At 62.2% G+C, this 19,087-nt stretch carries 14 protein-coding genes; 10 read left to right on the top strand and 4 right to left on the bottom strand.

What is annotated here, in order from left to right; all coding sequences use genetic code 11:
* From GCN74_RS14265 to GCN74_RS14245, 5 genes are all read left to right on the top strand, one after another.
* Complete coding sequence (locus tag GCN74_RS14265; protein ID WP_152257284.1) at nucleotides 1–2,277, top strand: DUF3274 domain-containing protein; 2,277 nt, start codon at nucleotides 1–3, stop codon at nucleotides 2,275–2,277.
* 85 nt (nucleotides 2,278–2,362) lie between these two features.
* Nucleotides 2,363–3,994 (top strand): DUF2875 family protein, encoded by a 1,632-nt coding sequence (locus GCN74_RS14260; RefSeq protein WP_152257283.1) that lies wholly within the window; start codon nucleotides 2,363–2,365, stop codon nucleotides 3,992–3,994.
* Between the two features lie 13 nt (nucleotides 3,995–4,007).
* A complete protein-coding gene (locus GCN74_RS14255; RefSeq protein ID WP_152257282.1) occupies nucleotides 4,008–4,274 on the top strand; it encodes a PAAR domain-containing protein in 267 nt (88 codons plus the stop codon).
* A gap of 85 nt (nucleotides 4,275–4,359) precedes the next feature.
* A complete protein-coding gene (locus GCN74_RS14250) occupies nucleotides 4,360–5,022 on the top strand; it encodes a hypothetical protein (RefSeq protein WP_152257281.1) in 663 nt (220 codons plus the stop codon).
* Nucleotides 5,023–5,061: 39 nt separating this feature from the next.
* On the top strand, nucleotides 5,062–5,496 hold the full coding sequence (locus GCN74_RS14245) for a DUF695 domain-containing protein (RefSeq protein ID WP_152257280.1): 435 nt from the start codon (nucleotides 5,062–5,064) through the stop codon (nucleotides 5,494–5,496).
* Here the strand turns inward: GCN74_RS14245 and bla are convergent, their stop codons facing one another.
* Entirely contained in the window at nucleotides 5,497–6,390 is an 894-nt protein-coding gene (gene bla, locus GCN74_RS14240) for a class A beta-lactamase (RefSeq protein WP_152257279.1), read from the bottom strand. It lies immediately after the preceding gene.
* Entirely contained in the window at nucleotides 6,383–9,076 is a 2,694-nt protein-coding gene (locus GCN74_RS14235) for a PAS domain-containing protein (RefSeq protein WP_152257278.1), read from the bottom strand. The genes bla and GCN74_RS14235 overlap by 8 nt, the downstream gene beginning before the upstream one ends.
* Before the next feature lie 509 nt (nucleotides 9,077–9,585).
* Between GCN74_RS14235 and GCN74_RS14230 the strand changes: the two genes are divergently transcribed.
* Entirely contained in the window at nucleotides 9,586–11,817 is a 2,232-nt protein-coding gene (locus GCN74_RS14230) for a TonB-dependent receptor (protein ID WP_152257277.1), read from the top strand.
* A gap of 74 nt (nucleotides 11,818–11,891) precedes the next feature.
* On the opposite strand, the gene gluQRS is transcribed toward GCN74_RS14230, so the two are convergent.
* Nucleotides 11,892–12,818 (bottom strand): tRNA glutamyl-Q(34) synthetase GluQRS, encoded by a 927-nt coding sequence (gene gluQRS, locus GCN74_RS14225; protein ID WP_152257276.1) that lies wholly within the window; start codon nucleotides 12,816–12,818, stop codon nucleotides 11,892–11,894.
* A 306-nt stretch (nucleotides 12,819–13,124) separates the two neighbouring features.
* Nucleotides 13,125–13,937: an outer envelope protein gene (locus tag GCN74_RS14220; protein WP_152257305.1), complete on the bottom strand. Its 813-nt coding sequence runs from the start codon at nucleotides 13,935–13,937 to the stop codon at nucleotides 13,125–13,127.
* A gap of 463 nt (nucleotides 13,938–14,400) precedes the next feature.
* On the opposite strand from GCN74_RS14220, the gene GCN74_RS14215 reads away from it, so the two are divergent.
* From GCN74_RS14215 to GCN74_RS14200, 4 genes are read left to right on the top strand one after another with little or no spacing between them, the layout of a single operon-like run.
* On the top strand, nucleotides 14,401–15,915 hold the full coding sequence (locus GCN74_RS14215; RefSeq protein ID WP_152257275.1) for an ABC transporter ATP-binding protein: 1,515 nt from the start codon (nucleotides 14,401–14,403) through the stop codon (nucleotides 15,913–15,915).
* Nucleotides 15,908–16,984 (top strand): ABC transporter permease, encoded by a 1,077-nt coding sequence (locus GCN74_RS14210; RefSeq protein WP_152257274.1) that lies wholly within the window; start codon nucleotides 15,908–15,910, stop codon nucleotides 16,982–16,984. Before GCN74_RS14215 ends, GCN74_RS14210 begins: the two co-directional genes overlap by 8 nt.
* Nucleotides 16,977–17,906: an ABC transporter permease gene (locus GCN74_RS14205; protein WP_152257273.1), complete on the top strand. Its 930-nt coding sequence runs from the start codon at nucleotides 16,977–16,979 to the stop codon at nucleotides 17,904–17,906. Before GCN74_RS14210 ends, GCN74_RS14205 begins: the two co-directional genes overlap by 8 nt.
* Before the next feature lie 21 nt (nucleotides 17,907–17,927).
* Entirely contained in the window at nucleotides 17,928–19,013 is a 1,086-nt protein-coding gene (locus GCN74_RS14200) for a BMP family ABC transporter substrate-binding protein (protein WP_152257272.1), read from the top strand.
* Nucleotides 19,014–19,087: the final 74 nt, after the last annotated feature.

Here is a 19,087-nt window from a genome sequence, read left to right as displayed (position 1 = left end):
ATGGGCAGCTATCCGAAAGTGCCGTACGTGGTGGGCGAGGATGTGGCGATCCTGCATTGCGAACGCAGCGTGTGCAAGAAGGTGAAAATACGCCGCAACTTGCCGGGAAATATTATCGTCATTCATGGCGTCAACGACGTGGGCGTCAGCTACAAGGCGGTGGAGCACGGCTTGTGCGAAGGCCTGACGCAAAGGCTGGGCCGCGGTTTTACGCCTGCGTCTTACCGCATGCCCGTGGCGGCGGACAAGGACAAGCTGGAAGAGGATCCCGATGCCGTCTTCTTCAAGCGTACCGTCGACAAGAATACCAACAGTCCCGTGATTCCATTTTACTGGGGCTACCGTGAAGTGGGAGAGAAATGCAGAACCGTCAACGGCCAGTTCGTCGACCGTTACGGTAACCGCCTGGACAAGGACCTGTCGAAGGAAGGTGGCCCGTTCGGCAACGCCACCAGCAGCTTGCCCGACATGTGGCGTCCGGGCATGTATGCACCTGCAGATCCCATGGGCGACGCCTTGCGCCCGCTGAGGACGGCGCCCGGGCGCATGTACATGGTGCTGGCGGCCCGGCGCCTGGCCGCACTCATTTCCATGATCCGCGATTACGATGCGGATGATACCGTCAGCATCGTCGCGCACAGCCAGGGTTGTCTGCTGTCGCTGCTGGCGCAAGCCATGCTGATGGAAAAGGGGCTGGCACCGGCCGATAACCTGATCCTTACGCATCCGCCGTACAGCCTGGTGGACAGCCTGCCTCTGTTGATGCGAGGTGCCGCCTGGTTCGATGGCGGCGAAGATGCGGCAATGAAGCCCTATTACCGTTTGCTCGGTGGTGCGCAGACCTTGGGCGCGCGCCTGAAGACCTTGGTGAATATAGTTGCCGGCGTGGCGAAGGGCAACGGCCAGGCTTGCAAGCCGCCGTTTGCCGACCTGAAAAAGGACCAACAGCGTGGCATGGTCGGCAGCCGCTGGCAGAGTGCCGACGACCGCGACAACCGCCGCAAGGTCTATCTGTATTTCTGTCCCGAAGATATGACCGTGGCCCTCGATAACATCCAGGGCATAGGATGGGATGGCGTGCCCGATTATGCATTGGGGAGCGAATTGGTGGAAGAGGAAGAGACTCTCAGTCTCGATGGGTACAGCGTTTCCTCCGGCCATACCAAGATGGTGGAGCGCTCGCAGGTACGCGGCGCGCTGGCGGAACTGGGCGGCAGATTTTATCAGCGTGTATTCAGCGGCAAGGCCAGGCTGGACCCGGCCACAGGAAAGGCCACGGTGTCATTGGTAGGCAAGCCGCCGCCTGTTGATTTTCCACTGCGTCTTACGACAGAAAGCGAACAGGCACACGTCGACGTTTCATTGCGGAAGTACCGTGCGCAACATAAAGCGGTGGTTTGGCCTATCGATACCAGATTGAGCAAGACGGAGCAGCGTAATGGCATACGCACCATTACTGGCGAAGCATTGAAACAGCCAGTACCAGCCGATTTGCGCGGTAGCTCGCAAATCGATCCGGCGAATATTCCCGCTACCTCCATGATGAAGAATCGTAAGCCGGCGGAGCAAGGGCCGACTGAAATAGTCGACCCCTGCGATGCTGCTGTCGCGCTCACTAGCGGAAGCGGCTTGCACACAACTGCCGAGGATCGTCCGGATCCGGCCGGCTATCGCCGCTTTCCTGAACGCGATGAAGCCATACGCGGGGCCGAGCTGGCCTCGATGACGGCTGCCTATAACAAGGAAAAGAAACTCGATGGCAAAGGGCCGCTCGATCAACGTAAGGTCATTGCCGCTACCCGTTACACGGAAGGAAATGTCTTGGCAACCATTCAGGAAAGCCCGAATGAGGCACGCCTGCGCTGGCAACGCGAAGTCAGTGCCAAATCCTTTCACAGTTCGATTATTGGAAGCGCCAGGAACCACAGCCAGGTAACTGCGTATGACGTGGCGATTGGCAGTGGCAAGGCCAGTTCTGATCCGCAGTTCTATGCGTATTTATGTGCGGTGGCGGATTGGCGGGTGAAGATATCGTACGAAAGCGGAAAACGGCGGCCAGGAATTCTTTTATGGTCGGAATTTCTTGAGACTTTTCGTGTGTATTTTGATGCGGAGAATAGTTGGAGAAAAAATGTAATCAAGGGGAATGTGTCTTATTACAACTCAGGTGTTTTGCCCGCCGACCTGCCTTTGCTGACAGGGCCTTTATGGAAAATCGTCATATCAGAGACCAAAAGCGGAAAGAAGGCTTCTGACGTCAAGACGTCGAAAACCTGAATGACGTTGGACTTCTACAGTTTGCTGCTCGCTCTGCGATTCATTGAGGAGTGACACTTTTCAATAGTTAAAACAGGAGGCCATCATGACCGTCGTTCGTTGGGTTGGTATTCCATTGCTAGTACTGTTTCTTGTCCTACTTGCTAGGTGGATCAGTGTGTCGGCACAAGCAAATGAACGCGAATCGGCACTGAAGAAAAGATCTGAGCAGGTTCAGAAAGAGGGTGTGGATGGCACGACAGCACGGGATGAATATGTCTTGGAAGTGATAGGCATTGGTGTGACTTTTGAGAAGTATCGGCAATCCAAGCTATGGGAAGCCTTACAAAAAGGAAGTGCTTTCACTTCTATCCGCGAACAAGATAAGAGTAAATATGCGTGGAGTGCCCTGGACAAAAATGGTGTCAGTGGTGGGCGCGCATACGATGCGATGGAAAACGGAATCAAGCTTACACCGCTGTACTGGGGAGTGCCATCATTTTATGCTGGCCCACCAATTCGTGACTCTAAGCAACAGCTTGAAGTTGGAGTGCCGATGGCAGGATTGGTTGCCGGTGCTGGGACTTCTGGAATGGCATGGCACTTGTTTTCGATAGCTCCGTGGCGTCTGGCTGAACGTCCAGATAGATTGCTGATCGATATCTTTGAGTTTTTTGACAAGCATCCTGACGTGCCGTATGTGGTTGTGATGGCTGATGACAGTGCGGGCACGAGGGATGGTATTCGTGCGAAAGGGGAAGTAAAGATGTTGAAGGACGGACATTACATACCCGATATGCCAGATACTACCGTGGCATTTGTGCTGGCACGGCGCGAGCGTGTTGATTTTTTGCGGCCCGCAATATGGGACGACCCGCAGAACAAGTTCGTACAAGAGCAATTCAGAGCGATGTATTATCAGTTAATGCAGTCTCTGGCGAAGTCAGATAAGGAATTAGGGACGGACTTTCCTTCCATACCTCGTCAACCCACCGTCGCCGAATGGCTCGCCGCCGCCGCCGCTTTCGCCCAGCGGCCCGATAGCCGCGGCGTCGGCTTGCATACCGTTGATACACTCAATCCCTGGGAAAATCGCCCTCCGCGTGACTGGAAACCGACGCCGTGGTTTCCCATTCCGTGGAACCGGGAACAGATGGAAACCTTCGACCGCCTGCCTTCGTTCGGTTTCGTGCACCGGCCCGTGTTCGTCAAATTTACGGATGAGGAGGGCAAGCCCCTCACGCGGCGCGACGCGCGGCAGAGGATGTTCAATGCAGGCTGGCAGCAGGCGCTGCAGACCTTGCCTGAAGCGGAGCGTGGCAAGGGGCCGGCGCGCATCGTGGCGGGCACGGGCAAGCAGCCGGAGCAGCTGCTGATGTTGGAAAGCATGCTGCACGATTACGCGGCGCAGGGCGGACCGGAAATCGACAGCAGCAAGAGTACGCAGCTCATCAATACCGATCATCGCCTGGGCAACACGGGCGCGGCAACGTGGTTCATGCAGATGGCCATCGGCGTGATGGGCAGCTATCGCGATGGCGGCGCCAGTGCGGCGATCAATTTACGCGACAGTAATGAGGCCAGCATCATCTTCATCACGCCGCCATCGGACGCCAAACGCCGGCAGCAAAATGCCAATGGCGACATTTTCCGTAGCCGAATCACCCCGGCCGTCGATCCGGCCAACTACGCGGCGCCATCGGTGGAAGCCATCCTGGAAAGCCAGGCGGGCCAATAATTCGGGAGGCAGCATGCGTAAAGTCATCCGTCTGGGCGACGTCACTTCGCACGGCGGCAAGGTGCTCAGTTGTGCCGCCACGCATTTTACGGTCAATGGCATTGCTGTCGCCTGCGTCGGGGACTTGTGCAGTTGCCCCATCAAGGGACATCAGGGTTGCAAGATTGCCAGCGGCTCATCCCGGCACAGCATCAACGGCATGGCTATCGCCTTCGAAGGCGATACCACCACCTGCGGCGCCAGCTTGCTCGCCGGCGGCGCCAGCTTCCGCACGTCCTGATCCCGCATGCTCCTGGTATTTCCTGGTAACTATATAATCTGCGCTTGGGCGATACCCGCCCTTGAACGTCGATTGAAGGAATGCCATGCCAAGATATTTCGTGCGCCCCTTGGCGCTGTGTGTAGTGTCGGCCGTGTGCCTCTCTGCCAGTGCCGCCGAGGCGGTGGCGGTGGATGCGCAGCAGCGCGCGTCCTTGCTGGAATTTTATGCGCAGCAATATCCGGGCGAGCCGGCAGCGCGCACCGTGTTCGAGAGCGTGCCCGTGGTGGGCAGCCGCGGCAGCGAAGTGGTGGGCAGCGTGGAAACGGCGCCGTACCGCGGGCATGGCGCCTTGTGCCGTACGCAGCGCACCAAGTTCGTGCTGCACGGTGAGGGCAAGCAGGCGCGCTGGCAGGAGGCGGGCATGGAGTATTACGCCTGGCTCGACCGTGGCACCTGCCGCGCGGTGGCCGAACCCGTGCGCATGCTGCAGCGCGTCCCCGATGCGGAACTGGAAGGCGTGCTGCTGTACCAGAAGCCGCTGCTGGAGCGGGCGCGATTATTGATGGCAGGCAATACGGCATGTGCGCCATTGCGCGCGCTGAAGTTTGCGCTGGCCGCCGTCGACGTGGGCGCCGCAGCACCGCGCGCCGAAGAGCGCTATGCGCTCGTGTTCAAGAGCGACCGCGACAGCTATGCCCGCGTCTGGCTGCGCAAGAGCGGCGCCCAGTATGACGCGTGGAATGTGACTTGCCCGCCGGTACTGTAAGCTGCGCCCCCTCGATTTATTTTTTTGACTGTTGCAACCATGAACCAGAATTCCACTTCCGCCCGCAGCTGGGGCACCATCGTCACGCACAGCGACGAGATGGCCATCATCTACCGCTATGTCGACGCCTTCCATGACGACTGGGACCTGTCGTCGCAGCCGGACCGCATCATCATTGCCTGGCGTTATGAGGACGAAACGGGCATGCCCGCGCCGAACGAGCGCGAGCACATGGAAGAGCTGGAAGCGGCGCTGGCGTCCGTGGTGGAAGAGGAAGGCTTTGCCACGCTGGCGCTGGTGTCGACGGGCGAGAATCTGCGCGAGTGGATTTATTACACGCAGTCGGGCGAAGAGTTTTTCAACCGCCTGAACACGGCGCTGGCGCCGCGTCCAAAGTTCCCGATTGAAATCCGCAGCGCAGCCGATCCCGCCTGGTCCACGTATGCAGGCTTCATGGCTGCGTTACCGAAGTAATTACGCCAATGCGGCGGCCACGATGCGCGTGGCCGCCGTGATGATGTCCTGATTCGTGTCCGCTTTTTTCTGTTCGCGCGTGTAATACACGGCGATCACCAGCGGCGCGCCGCTGGCCGGGTAGGCCACGCCGATATCGTTGACGCTGCCATACGCGCCCGAGCCCGTTTTATCCGCCACCTGCCAGCCGGCCGGCACGCCGGCGCGGATGCGCTTGTCGCCCGTCGTGTTGCCGCGCATCCAGGCGTCGAGCTGCTGGCGCTGCGGCGCAGGCAAGCTATTTCCCAATAACAGTTGCTGCAGGCTGTGCGCCATCGATGTGGGGCTGGCCGTGTCGCGCACTTCGCCGGGGATGGCGCTATTGAGTTCCGTTTCCCAGCGCTCCAGCTGGAACAGCGTATTGCCGATGCTGCGCGCATACGCCGTCACCGCTTGCGGTCCGCCTAATATTTTCATCAAGAAATTGGCCGCGCTATTGTCGCTGTACTGCAAGGTGGCGGCGCACAGCTCGGCCACGGTCATGCCGTCGGCCAGATGCTTTTCCGTGATGGGCGAATAGGTGACCAGTTCCTTTTTCTCGTAGCGCACGGGCTGGTCCAGCAAACCCGGCTGGCTGACGCTGCGGGCCAGCACGGCGGCCGCCAGCATGGCCTTGAAGGTGCTGGCCAGGGGAAAGCGTTCGTCGGCGCGGTAGGCCACGCGCAGCTCGCTGCCGTGGCGCCAGGCGGCAACGCCGAGGCGTCCGCCTGCGGCCTGTTCCAGCGCGGCCAGCTGCGTCTGGGCGGTGGCGATGCTGGTGGCGGGCGCGGCAAACAGCAGCGGCGCCGGGCACAGCAGGGCGGCGCCGCTGGCCAGCAGGAGGTGGCGGCGGACGTGGTTCGGGGATTCAGTCATGGTCGGTAGGTGTTTTTGGAGTGGAAAGGGTGGCCAGCAGCTCGCCGATGGCGAGCAGGTTGGCCGGCTTGGTCAAATGGTGGTCGAAACCGGCCGCGCTCGATTGGCTGCGGTCGTTTTCGGCACCCCAGCCCGTCAAGGCAACGAGCACGACTTTGGCGCCGGCCGGCAGCTGGCGCAGCGCGCGCGCCACGTCGTAGCCGTTCATGCCGGGCAGGCCGATGTCGAGGAAGATGACGTCTGGCAAGAATTGCGGCGTCACGGCCAGGGCCTGCGCGCCGTCGTGGGCCACTTGCGTGACATGGCCCATCATATCGAGCACGGCGGCCAGGGTATCGGCCGCATCGATATTGTCGTCGACCACCAGCACGCGGAAGTGCGAACCGCTGGCGGTGTTGACGGCGGCGGCGGGCGCCGTCGCCGCTGTCGTTGCCTCCTTCAGCAGCGGCAGGCGCACGCTGAAGGTGCTGCCCAGGCCGGCGCCGGGACTGGCCGCCGTGGCGCTGCCGCCATGCAGCTCGGCCAGGCGCCGCACCAGCGACAGGCCAATGCCCAGCCCGCCCTGTGCGCGGCCCATGTTTTGCCCCACCTGGGTAAACATGTCGAACACAGTGGTGATCGACTCGGCGGGAATGCCGACCCCACTGTCCTTGACCTCGATCAATGCCTCGTTGCCATCGCGCCCCGCGCGCAAGGCGATGTGGCCGCCGGCGGGCGTGTACTTGGCAGCATTGTTGAGCAAATTGCCCAGCACTTGCGCCAGCCGCGTGGGATCGGCTTCGAGCGGCAGCGCCTGCTCATCCAGTTGCACCTGCAACTGGTGGCGGCCCGCTTCGATCAGCGGCATGCTCGTTTCCACGGCGCTGGCGATGATGGTTTTCAGATCCGTGCGTTCGAGCTTGAGTTCGATCTGGCCCCGCGTGATGCGGGCCACGTCCAGCAGATCATTGACCAGATGCACCATCTGATTGACTTGCCGCTCCATCACGTCGCGCACTCTTGCCACGGTGGCGGGCTTGTCGGCGGCCAGGCGCATGATCTGCAAGCCGTTGCGGATGGGCGCCAGCGGATTGCGCAGTTCGTGCGCCAGGGTGGCCAGGAACTCCGTCTTGCGCCGGTCCATCTCGGACAGGTTGTCGGCCAGCTGGCGCAGCTGCTGCTCCGAGCGCTTGCGCTCGCTGATGTCGCTGAACAGCACCGTCAGCAAACGGCTGCCGGGGCCGCCCAGGCGCGCGGCAAACACTTCGAACCAGCGCTCCATGGCCACGGCTTCGTTTTCGTAGCGCACGGGTTCGCCAGTCTTGACGACCTGGTCGTACAGGTCGAACCAGTGCTGGTCGTGATCGGGCACGAAGCTGCGGATGGTCTTGCCGATGGCATTCTCCAGCCCCGATTGCTTGACGAAGGCCGGGTTGCCTTCCAGATAGCGGAAATCGATGGGGCGGCCTTGCTCGTCGTACAGCATTTCGATGACGCAAAAGGCCTGGTCCATCAGTTCGATCAAGGTGCGATAGCGTTCCTCGCTGCGGCGCAATGCATCTTCCACCTGTTTCTGGCGCGTGATATCGAGCAGGACACCGGGCAATTGCAGGGGCGTGCCATCGGGTGCGTATTCCGCGCGGCCCCGCGCGATGACCGAGCGGTATTCGCCGTCGCCATCGCCATCGTCATCGCCGGCACTGACGCGGTAGCTGGCCTCGAACGGCGTGTGCGCGTGCAACGCCTCGGCTATCTGCGCGCTGACTTGCTCGCGGTCATCGGGATGGATGATCTCCAGGTAGCGCGCCAGCGGCGCCGCCGTGGCCGCGTCGGCATTGACGGGAAACAAGCGCGCCATATTGCTGTCGGCCGTGACCCGGTCGGCAACGATATCCCAGTTCCAGGTGGCCACTTCGCCGGCCGCCAGGGTCAGGCGCAGGGTTTCCTCGTTTTGCTTGCTGGCCGTCAGGTCGAGCGAGATGCCGGACAGGGCGATCACGTTGCCGGCGCCGTCGCTGGCGCAGGTGCCGCGCATGTGCGTCCAGTGCAGCGAGCCGTCGGGCCAGCGCACGCGCAGGTCGATCTCGAAATCGCCGGCGCTGGCGATGGCCGCATGCACCACCGTCTGCCAATGCTGCAGGTCGCCGTCGAGCATGGCGCCCGTCAGCTGGGCGTAATCGATGTGGCTGGCTGGCGGCAGGCCCAGATTGGCCTTGAAGGCATCGGAGCCGGCCATGCTGCCGCTGCCCAGGTCGATCTCCCACGTGCCCATGCGGCCCCCTTGCATGGCCAGGCGCAGCCGCTGTTCCGTCTGCCGTTGCTGGGTCACGTCGCAATGCGAGCCCAGCCATTCAAGCACGCTGCCGTCCGGCGCGCGCACGGGCAGCATGCGCACGATGACATTGCGGTAGGCGCCGCTGACGTGGCGCAGCCGGTATTCCGTTTCGAACACGGTTGTCAGGTGCGTCGGCATGACGTAAGGCAAGTTGCGGTCGTCCGGATGCAGGGCGTTGATCCAGCCGCGGCCCAGCAGTTCGGCTTCGGTCTGGCCCGTGAAGGCGCGCCAGGACGGCTGGTCCGCATCGAACTGGCCGAAGGTTTTCGTGCTCCAGACGATATCGCAATGGACGCCCAGCAGCAAATGTGCCGCCTGGGCGGCGGCGATGGAGGATGGGACGGCGTGGCTGGGCTGGCTGGGTTCTGGCATGGAGGCGATCGGCGATGGTGCGGGGGGCCGCCGCCGCACTGGAATGGGGCGGCATGGCAGCTCAAGTCTGGCGATATTACAACTATTTTTACCGTCGGGGCTGTCTTGCAGGTCAGCAATTCCGCTTTCGGCTGGCCACGCGAAAAAGCTGCGTCACGCGGCATGGCATCGGCAGAAATAGCAAGGCGAGCACGCCATTGTGGCTGAATAACCACTAGTCAGCCCTTTATGTTGATGAATGAATATTTTACATAACAATATTCTTGCAGCGCATAAGGCGCTTGAATTAAATTGGCGCCTTACTTCAAAGTTGGTGTTCATCAGACATCCCAGAGATGCGGCCAGAACCGCTGTCAGCTTGGACGACAGCCAGGGCAGAGCCAGTGACGCCGAGAGCGGAGAAACATCCGCTCGCGCTGCTGCACCGAGATGGTGCAGACGATCATCCAGCGCCGTACATAACCCGGAGACAGGTTTCGCAATTCTTTTTTAAACTTCTGGGAAACAACATGATCAAGATGTCCAAGATGCACAAGCGTTTGTGCGCCAAAAGCGCTGCTATGCTGGCACTGTCCGCTGCCTTGCCTATCGGCTCGGCTTACGCTGATGAAGTCGCTGCTGATACGGCCCCTGCCGCCAGCCAGCTGGAAACCGTGACCGTGACGGCGCAGCGCCGCAAGGAAAATATCCGCGACGTGCCCGTCTCCGTATCGCTGCTGCGCGACGAGAAGCTCGATGTGCTGGTGTCCAGCGGGCAAGACATTCGCGTGCTGGCCGGCAAAGTGCCGAGCCTGAACGTGGAATCGTCGAATGGCCGCACCTTTCCCCGCTTCTACATCCGCGGCTATGGCAATACCGACTTCAACATCTTTGCATCGCAACCTGTTTCCCTGATTTACGACGATGTCGTGCAAGAAAACCCTATCCTCAAGGGCTATCCGATTTTCGACGTGGCTGGCGTGGAAGTGCTGCGCGGCCCGCAAGGTACCTTGTTTGGCCGCAATACGCCTGCCGGCGTGGTCAAGTTCGAATCCGTCAAGCCGAACCTGGACAAGGTCGAGGGCTATTACAACGTCTCCACGGCGACGCACAACACCAGCAATTTCGATGGCGCCGTCAACGTGCCGCTGAGCAAAGAATGGGCCCTGCGCTTCTCGACCCTGCGCCAGCACCGCGACGATTACGTCGACAACACGTTTACGGGCCAGAAAAACGCGCTGGACGGCTACAACGAACACGCGGAACGCGTGCAATTGCTGTACGCACCGAACACCACGTTCAATGCCCTGTTCAATGTGCACCAGCGCAATACGACGGGCAGCGCGCGCGTCTTCTACGCCAACATGATCAAGCAGGGCACGAACGATATCGTCGACGGTTTCGACCCGAACAAGTCGTTCACGAACGCGCCGAACTTCCAGCGCCTGCGCACCAACGGCGCCAGCGCCCGCCTGAGCTGGGACCTGGACGGCGTCAAGCTGTACTCGATCACCGGCTTTGAACAGGTCGGCAATTACGTGTCGCATGGCGACATCGACGGCGGCACGCCGACGGGCCCCGGCTTCATTCCTTTCCAGGTTGAAACGGCTGGCGGCATCACCAGCGTGAAACAATACTCGCAGGAGTTCCGCGCCGAATCGAAGAATGCCGGTCCGCTCAACTGGCAGGCAGGCGTGTACTACTTCAACGAAGATGCCAACGGTTTCACCGACAACTTCGATACCAACACGCACGTGCTGACCACGCACCTGGCCAGCCGCCAGAAGAACTCGGCCTGGGCAACGTTCGGTTCCGTCAACTACGCCGTCAACGATGACTTCATGCTGCGCGCCGGCTTGCGCTACACCAAGGACAAGAAGGATTTCAACACGGTGGAGGCGATCAACATCGCGCAAGTCAACCCGACCAGCGCCGATGTCAGCAAAGCCAAGGTCAACTGGGACCTGAGCGGTACCTACAAGTACAACAAGGACGTGAACTTCTACGCGCGTATCGCCACGGGTTTCCGCGCGCCGAGTATCGCGCCAGCCAGCAAGGATGTGCCAGTGACCGTGGCCGACGCGGAAACGATCACCTCGTATGAGGCGGGCATCAAGGCCGATCTGTTCAACCGCCGCGCCCGCGTAGCGTTCAGCGTGTATGACTACCAGGTGAAAAACCAGCAACTGACGGTGGTCGGCGGTACGTCGAACGTGACGCGCCTGATCAATGCTGCCAAGACGAATGGCCGCGGCGCGGAACTGGAACTGGAAGGTTTTGTCACGCCTAGCCTGAAGATGTCGCTGGGCGGCAGCTACAACTTCACGGAAATCAAGGACCCGAGCCTGTCGATCGCCACCTGCGCACAATCGCGTTGCACCGTGACCGATCCGCTCACCACTGGCAACCGCGCCATCATCGACGGCAATCCATTGCCGCAAGCGCCGAAGTGGACGATCACCGCCACGGGCCGCTATTCGATCCCGATGGAAAACGGCGAATTCTTCGTCTTCACGGACTGGGCTTACCGCAGCAAGATCAACTTCTTCCTGTATGAGGCAACCGAGTTCACCGGCAAGCCGATGGTCGAAGGCGGCTTGCGCGTGGGCTACACCTGGGATGCCGGCAAGTATGAAGTGGCCGCATTTGGCCGCAACATCACCGACACCCAGCGCATCACGGGCGCCATCGACTTCAACAACCGCACGGGCTTCATCAATGAGCCGCGTCAGTTCGGGGTGCAATTCAAAGGCAACTTCTAATTGCCGGACTTCAGGCGCCGGCCATGTGCTGGCGCCTGCATTGCTGCCCGCCCGGTTCGCCGCGGCGGGTTTTTTTATGCCTGCTCGGGCAGGCGCGCCAGCCGCTGCGCCCAGGCGGGAATCGCTTGCCGCCAGAAATCGTCCACCTTGTCGGCGCGTACGTCGAGACCGAGGAAACGGGCGGCGGGCAGCAGCGCCGATGCCAGCAGGTCGGCGGCGCTGGTTCCCGTATCGAAGGCGAGGGCGCCTGTCTGCTTCGACAGTTTCTCGCCGCTGCCGTTGGTGACGACAGGTACGTGCAGAAAGCCGGGATGGGGCAAGCCCAGCACATCTTGCAGATACAGCTGGCGCGGCGTGGAATCGAGCAGGTCCGCCCCGCGCACCACGTGCGTGATGCCCTGCTCCCCATCGTCGACCACGACGGCCAGCTGGTAGGCCCAGTAGCCATCGCCGCGCAGCACGATGAAGTCGCCCACCTCGCCAGCCAGGTCTTGCTGCTGGGGACCCGCCCAGCGGTCCGTAAAGCCATACACGGCTGGCGGGCCCTGCGGCACGGACAGCCGCAAGGCCCGCGCCGCCTTGCCCGGCGCCAGGCCATGGCGGCAAGTGCCCGGATACACGGCGGCCCCACCCTTGGGCCCGCCCGCCTGCAGCACCGAATCCTGGATTTCCTTGCGCGAACAGCCGCACGCATACACGAGGCCATGGTCCTGCAACTGTGTCAACGCCGCCTCGTACAGCGGCAAGCGCCTGCTTTGCCACGTCGCCTCGCCATCCCAGTGCATGCCGCAGCGCTGCAGGCTGGCCAGGATGCCCAGATCGGCACCCTCGACATTGCGGTCATAGTCCAGATCCTCGATGCGCAACAGCCACGTGCCCCGATGCACCTTCGCATCGAGATAGCTGGCCATGGCAGCAACGAGCGAACCCATGTGCAGGGGACCGGAAGGGGAGGGGGCGAAGCGGCCGATGTAGGGAGAGGTGGGGGGAGAACTGTTCATTCGTGCTGGCAAAAGCGGCTGCGGAGGCAGCATGCGCTCCTGGGGTTGGCTACAGGGTGGAACAAGTATCGGGGAGGGAGGCAGGCCTGTCAAATCAGGCGCAATGGCAAGTGACGCCATGTAGCTGCAATGTCATCCCGTCTTGCGAGATGCGCGTGGCTGGATCGTGGCGGCGACAGGCGGGCGAGGGCGAGCCGTATCGGGGCGACTCGCCGGCCGTTGTTCCACGGTCGCGCTCTCCGCCTGCAGGAAAGCTTCATGCTGGCATCAGGCGCGACCGTGGGTGTTGATGCGTAACAATGAATTTTAGAAATGGTACTCCGCGCGTATCATCGGCGTCTTTGCCGTCTGGCCCACATTGCCCGTGGTGGCGGGCGAGTTGCCGAATTTGTTCTTCCAGTACTGGTATTCCAGGCCCACGCGGAAGGTGTTCCTGGCGCTGCCCAGGGCTGCGCCCACGTCGAACATCACCTGCATGTCGATATTCGTTTCCACTGCCGTCTTGCGGCCCACTTCATCGTTGCCTTTTGAATCGATGAGGTTGAAGAAACCTTCGAACGCGAACAGCGGCGACAGGGGGATGCCCCAGGCGCCCGTCAGCATGGCGTGCGTTTTATAGGTGTAGCGGCCCGTCACTTGCGAGATGGGCGGGAAGGCGCCGCTGGGGGCATTGCTTTCGCGCAGCAACAGCAGGCTGGTGTTGAAGAAGCCGGGCACGTCCCACATCAGGGTGGGGCCGGCCACCAGCATGCGCTTGCGCGAGTTGTAGCCGACGTCATTTTTCGTGTTGACGTCGAAACCCAGGGTGACGCCGACGCCCCGTACGGGACCGAACTTGATGTCGCTGCCGCGCACCTTGCCGATGTCGATGGTGTTGCGGTAGACGAGATATGCCTCTTGCGCGCCGGACGTCTTGCCGAGCGCGCCAGGGTCCTTGCTGTCGGACATGAGGAAGTCGAGGTTGACGAAGTTGCTGCCGTATTTGTAGCCGCTGGCGTGCGTGATGGCGAAGATGTTCTTCTTGATGTCGTCCGGATTGAACGGCTCGCGGTAATCATTGCCGGCGCGCCAGCTCAGCGCGGTATCGCTCCATTCGGCAGCCTGGGCGGTTGCGCCCACGCCCAGGGTGGTGGTGAGGCAGAGCAACAGACACGGTATGGTTTTTGGCACTTTCGGCTCCTGATGGCGGTGTTGAGAAACGGGAACTGGTGATGGCAGGGCGCGGGGGGCTGGCCCGCTAGCTCATTAGCGCGCATGAAGCGCTGCGATGGGGCATATTGCGCGCCGTTCAATCCATGATGCGAGAATCGCCGCCCCGGGCGATATGTCTTATCTGCATACTTACTATCAGTTCTTGCATATAATCATCGCACCTTCTCGCCATTGCGGGGCAAGGCGGCTGCTGTAAAGCTGATAATTTTTTTCAAAATTGTATACAGGTGTTGTTTTTTTGAGGAAATAGAAATACGCGCCGCCGCGCCTGCCCCCCAAGCGCCGCGGATGCCGATACGATAGAGACAGCAGCTTGATTTTTCTTACCGGCCCCGACGCCGGCGACCCCGCAGCGAGGCATGAAAAAACAATGACGGCACGCCTGGAATTACTCGATATCAGCAAGCGCTATCCGGCCGTGGTGGCCAATGACGGCATCCATCTGAGCGTCGCGCCGGGACAGATCCATGCCGTGCTCGGTGAAAACGGCGCCGGCAAATCGACCTTGATGAAAATCATCTACGGCGCCGTGCAGCCCGATGGCGGCCGCATCGTGTGGAATGGCCGCGAAGTGGAAATCGCCAGCCCGTCGGCCGCGCGGGCGCTCGGTATCGCCATGGTGTTCCAGCATTTTTCCCTGTTCGATACCTTGACTGTGGCGGAAAACATCGCCCTCGGTTTGCCCGCCGGCACCAACATGGCGGAGCTGGCACAGCGCATCGAGGCGACGGCGCGCCAGTACGGCCTGGACCTGGAACCGCAGCGCCACGTGCACACGCTTTCCGTGGGCGAATGCCAGCGCGTGGAAATCGTGCGCGCCCTGCTGGCCAGGCCGCAACTGCTGATCCTCGATGAACCGACTTCCGTGCTGACGCCGGGCGCCGTGGAAAAACTGTTTACCACCTTGCGCCAGCTGGCGGCGGAGGGGTGCAGCATCCTGTACATCAGCCACAAGCTCGACGAGATCCGCGCCCTGTGCCACACGTGCACGGTGGTGCGCGCCGGCAAGAATGCGGGCGTGTGCGACCCCTCGCAGGAATCGGCGGCCAGCCTGTCGCGCATGATGATCGGCGCCGAGCCGCCCGCCGTCACGCGCGTGGCGCGCACGCCCGGTGCGGCCATGCTGAGCGTCAGGAATTTGCATTTGCCGAAGAGCCACCCGTTCGCCACCGAGTTGCGCGATATCAGTTTCGACGTGCGCGCGGGAGAAATCGTCGGCATCGCGGGCGTGTCCGGCAATGGCCAGCAGGAATTGCTGGCCGCCCTGTCTGGCGAAGACCTGCGCGCGGCCTCCGCCAGCATCGTGCTGAACGGCACGCCGGCGGGGCGCCTGCCGCCGGGCCGGCGCCGCGCCCTCGGTTTCGGCTTCGTGCCGGAAGAGCGCCTGGGGCGCGGCGCCGTGCCCGACATGGCGCTGGCCGACAACGTCCTGCTCAGCTTGCAGACACCGGCCACCATCCGCCACGGCTTTCTGCGCCGTGGCGCGATCGCGCAGCGGGCGGCCGCCATCATCGCGCGCTTCCAGGTGAAGGCGGGCGGGCCGCAGGCGCTGGCGCGTAGCCTGTCGGGCGGCAACTTGCAGAAATACATAGTCGGACGCGAAGTCATGCGCGAACCCACGGTGCTGGTGGTGGCGCAGCCCACCTGGGGCGTGGACGTGGGCGCGGCCGCGCAAATCCGCGCCGAATTGCTGGCGCTGCGCGACTCCGGTTGCGCGCTGCTCGTCGTGTCGGAGGAACTCGATGAATTGTTCGACATCAGCGACCGCCTGCTGGTAATGGCGAAGGGAAAAATTTCGCCATCGCTCGCCGTGGGCGAGGCCAGCGTGAGCCTGGTGGGACAATGGATGAGCGGGCTGTGGCCGCAGGAGGCTGCCCATGGCTAAGTTTGCCTTGCGCCTGGAGGCCCGTCCTGCGCCCTCGCGGCTGATGTCGTGGCTGTCGCCCGTGCTGGCCGTGCTGCTGACCGTGCTGTGCGGCGCGCTGCTGTTTATGGCGCTGGGCCACGATCCGCTGGCGGGCCTGGCCGTGTTCTTCGTGGAACCCCTGCGCGACGCGCATGGCTGGTCCGAGCTGGGCCTCAAGGTGGCGCCGCTGCTGCTGATCGCCGTGGGACTGGCCATCTGCTTTCGCGCCAACATCTACAACATCGGCGCGGAAGGGCAGCTGACCCTGGGCGCCATCTGCGGTGGCGCGGCTGCCCTGTACCTCGATGACGGCGTGGGCGGCGCGGCCATCATCGGCGTGTGTTTGCTGGCCGGCATGGCGGGCGGCATGGCGTGGGCGGGCCTCGTGGCGTGGCTGCGCGACCGCTACAACGCCAGCGAAATCCTCGTCTCGCTGATGCTCGTCTACATCGCCCAGTTGCTGCTCAGCTATCTCGTGTATGGCGTGCTGCGCGATCCGGAAGGATTTAATTTTCCCCAGTCGAAACTGCTGTCTGACGGCTTGCTGCTGCCCATGGTCGTCAGCGATACGCGCTTGCATGTGGGCATCGTGTTTGCCTTGCTGGCCTCCTTGGGCGGCTGGCTGTATCTGTCGCGCAGCATCGCGGGATTCCGCCTGCGCGTGGGCGGCATGGCGCCGGCCGCCGCCCGCTATGCGGGCTTTTCCTCGCGCAAGACCCTGTGGTCGTCCCTGCTGATCTGCGGCGCCCTGTCCGGCCTGGCGGGCGCCTGCGAAGTGCTGGGACCGATGGGGCAGCTGACGCCCACGGTCTCGCCCGGCTACGGCTTTGCGGCCATCATCGTCGCCTTCGTGGGGCGGCTGCATCCCGTGGGCGTGATTTTTTCCAGCTTCGTCATGGCCCTGTTCTACATCGGCGGCGAACTGGCGCAATCGCGCCTTGGCTTGCCCAGTGCCATCACGGGGGTGTTCCAGGGCATCTTGCTGTTCGCCTTGCTCGCTTGCGATGTGCTGATCCAATACAAACTGCGCTGGAGAAAACATGGATAACCTGGCCCTGACGATCGCGCCGCTGGTCGCCGCCAGCATCAATGCGGGCACGCCGCTGATGCTGGCCGCGCTGGGCCTGCTCGTCAATGAAAAGGCGGGCGTGGTCAACCTGGGCGCGGAAGGCATGATGCTGGTCTCCGCCATCACGGGCTTTGCCGTGGCCGTCAACACGGGCAGCCCCACCCTGGGCTTTCTCGCGGGGGCGGGCGCCAGCATGCTGCTGTCGGGTTTCTTTGCCTGGCTGACCGTGTGGCTGGGGACGAACCAGTATGCGACGGGCCTGGCCTTATCCTTGTTCGGCGCGGGCGCGTCCACGTATATCGGCCTGAACTATGTGGGCAACAGCCTGCAGAATGGCCGCTTCGGCATTCCCTTGCTGGAAGACATACCCGTGCTGGGGCCGGCCCTGTTCCGCCAGCATCCGATGGTGTATTTGTCCCTGCTGCTGTGCGTGGCCATCGCCTGGTTTTTGTACCGCACGCGGGCGGGACTGGTGCTGCGCGCCGTGGGCGAGTCGCCTGCGTCCGCGCATGCGCTGGGCTACCCCGTGCGCCGCATCCGCCTGGCGGCCGTGCTGTTCGGCGGCGCCTGCTGCGGCCTGGCCGGCGCCTTTTTGTCGCTCGTCTACACGCCGCTGTGGGTCGAGGGCATGGTGGCGGGACGGGGCTGGATCGCGCTGGCGCTGACCACGTTTGCCACCTGGCGCCCCGCGCGCGTGGTAGGCGGCGCCTATCTGTTTGGCGGCATCACGATCTTGACCTTCCACGCGCAGGCGCTGGGCGTGCCCGTCGCGTCGCAGCTGCTGTCGATGCTGCCGTACGTGGCGGCCATCGTCGTGCTCGTGCTCATTTCCAGCAATGCCAATTACATCAAGCTCAACATGCCCGCTTCGTTGGGGAAAAATTTCAATCCGGGAAATTAATCACTCACCACAAGGAAAACCATGTCCAAGAAATTCCTGTGCGCCGCCGCCTGCGGTGCCGCGCTGATGTCCACCGTGCCCGCCATGGCCGCCGCGCCCGCCACCGCGCCGCTGAATGTCGGTTTTGTTTACATCAGCCCCATCGGCGATGCGGGCTGGACCACCCAGCATGACCTGGCCCGCAAGGAAATGGAAAAGGCGCTGGGCAGCAAGATCACCACCAAGTATGTGGAAAACGTGCCGGAGAGCGCCGATGCGGAAAGGGTGATCCGCGACCTGGCGCAAACGGGCAGCAAGCTGGTCATCACGACTTCGTTCGGCTATATGAATCCCACCTTGAAAGTGGCGAAGCAATTTCCTAATGTGAAGTTCATCCACCTGACCGGCTACAAGACGGCACCCAACGTGGCCAATACCAACGCCCGTTTCTATGAAGGCCGCTACCTGGCCGGCGTGTTGGCAGGCAAGATGAGCAAGACCCATGTGGCCGGCTACGTGGCGGCGTTCCCGATTCCGGAAGTGTTGCAGGGAGTGAACGCCTTCACGCGCGGCATGCGCAGCGTGGACCCCAAGGCGGAAGTGAAAGTGGTGTGGGTCAATAGCTGGTTCGACCCGGGCAAGGAGCGCGACGCGGCCATCACCCTGATCGGCCAGGGCGCCGACGTGGTCACCCACCACACGGACTCGACCGCCGTGGTGCAGGCGGCGGAAGAGAAGGGCAAGTATGCGATCGCCTACCATTCGGACATGAAAAAGTACGGGCCGAAGGCGCAGCTGGCCGCCGTCACCCACCATTGGGGCGACTACTATACGAAGCAGGCGCAAGCCGTGCTGGACGGTACGTGGAAGTCCAGCAGCACCTGGGGCGGCATCAAGGATGGCATGGTCAAGCTGGAAGGCATCAACGCTGCCGTGCCCGCCGACGTGAAACAGTTTGTATTGGCGCGCGAGAAAGACTTAGTTGCTGGAAAACTCAATCCTTTCAGCGCGCCGATCAAGGATAACGACGGCAAAGTGCGCCTGGACAAAGGCGTGCTGGATGATGCAGCGCTGACGAAGATGGATTATTTTGTCGAAGGCGTGGCAGGAAAAGTTTCCGGAAAGTAATAGGTTTGAGTATAAACTTGCTGTAATATTGCCGGAAACGGGAGCCGGGCCGGGAGTGTATTCCGGCCCATCCA

This window comes from Janthinobacterium sp. FT14W (assembly GCF_009208755.1).
Lineage (GTDB): Bacteria > Pseudomonadota > Gammaproteobacteria > Burkholderiales > Burkholderiaceae_D > Janthinobacterium > Janthinobacterium violaceinigrum.
This window is presented reverse-complemented; position numbering and strand designations above follow the sequence as displayed.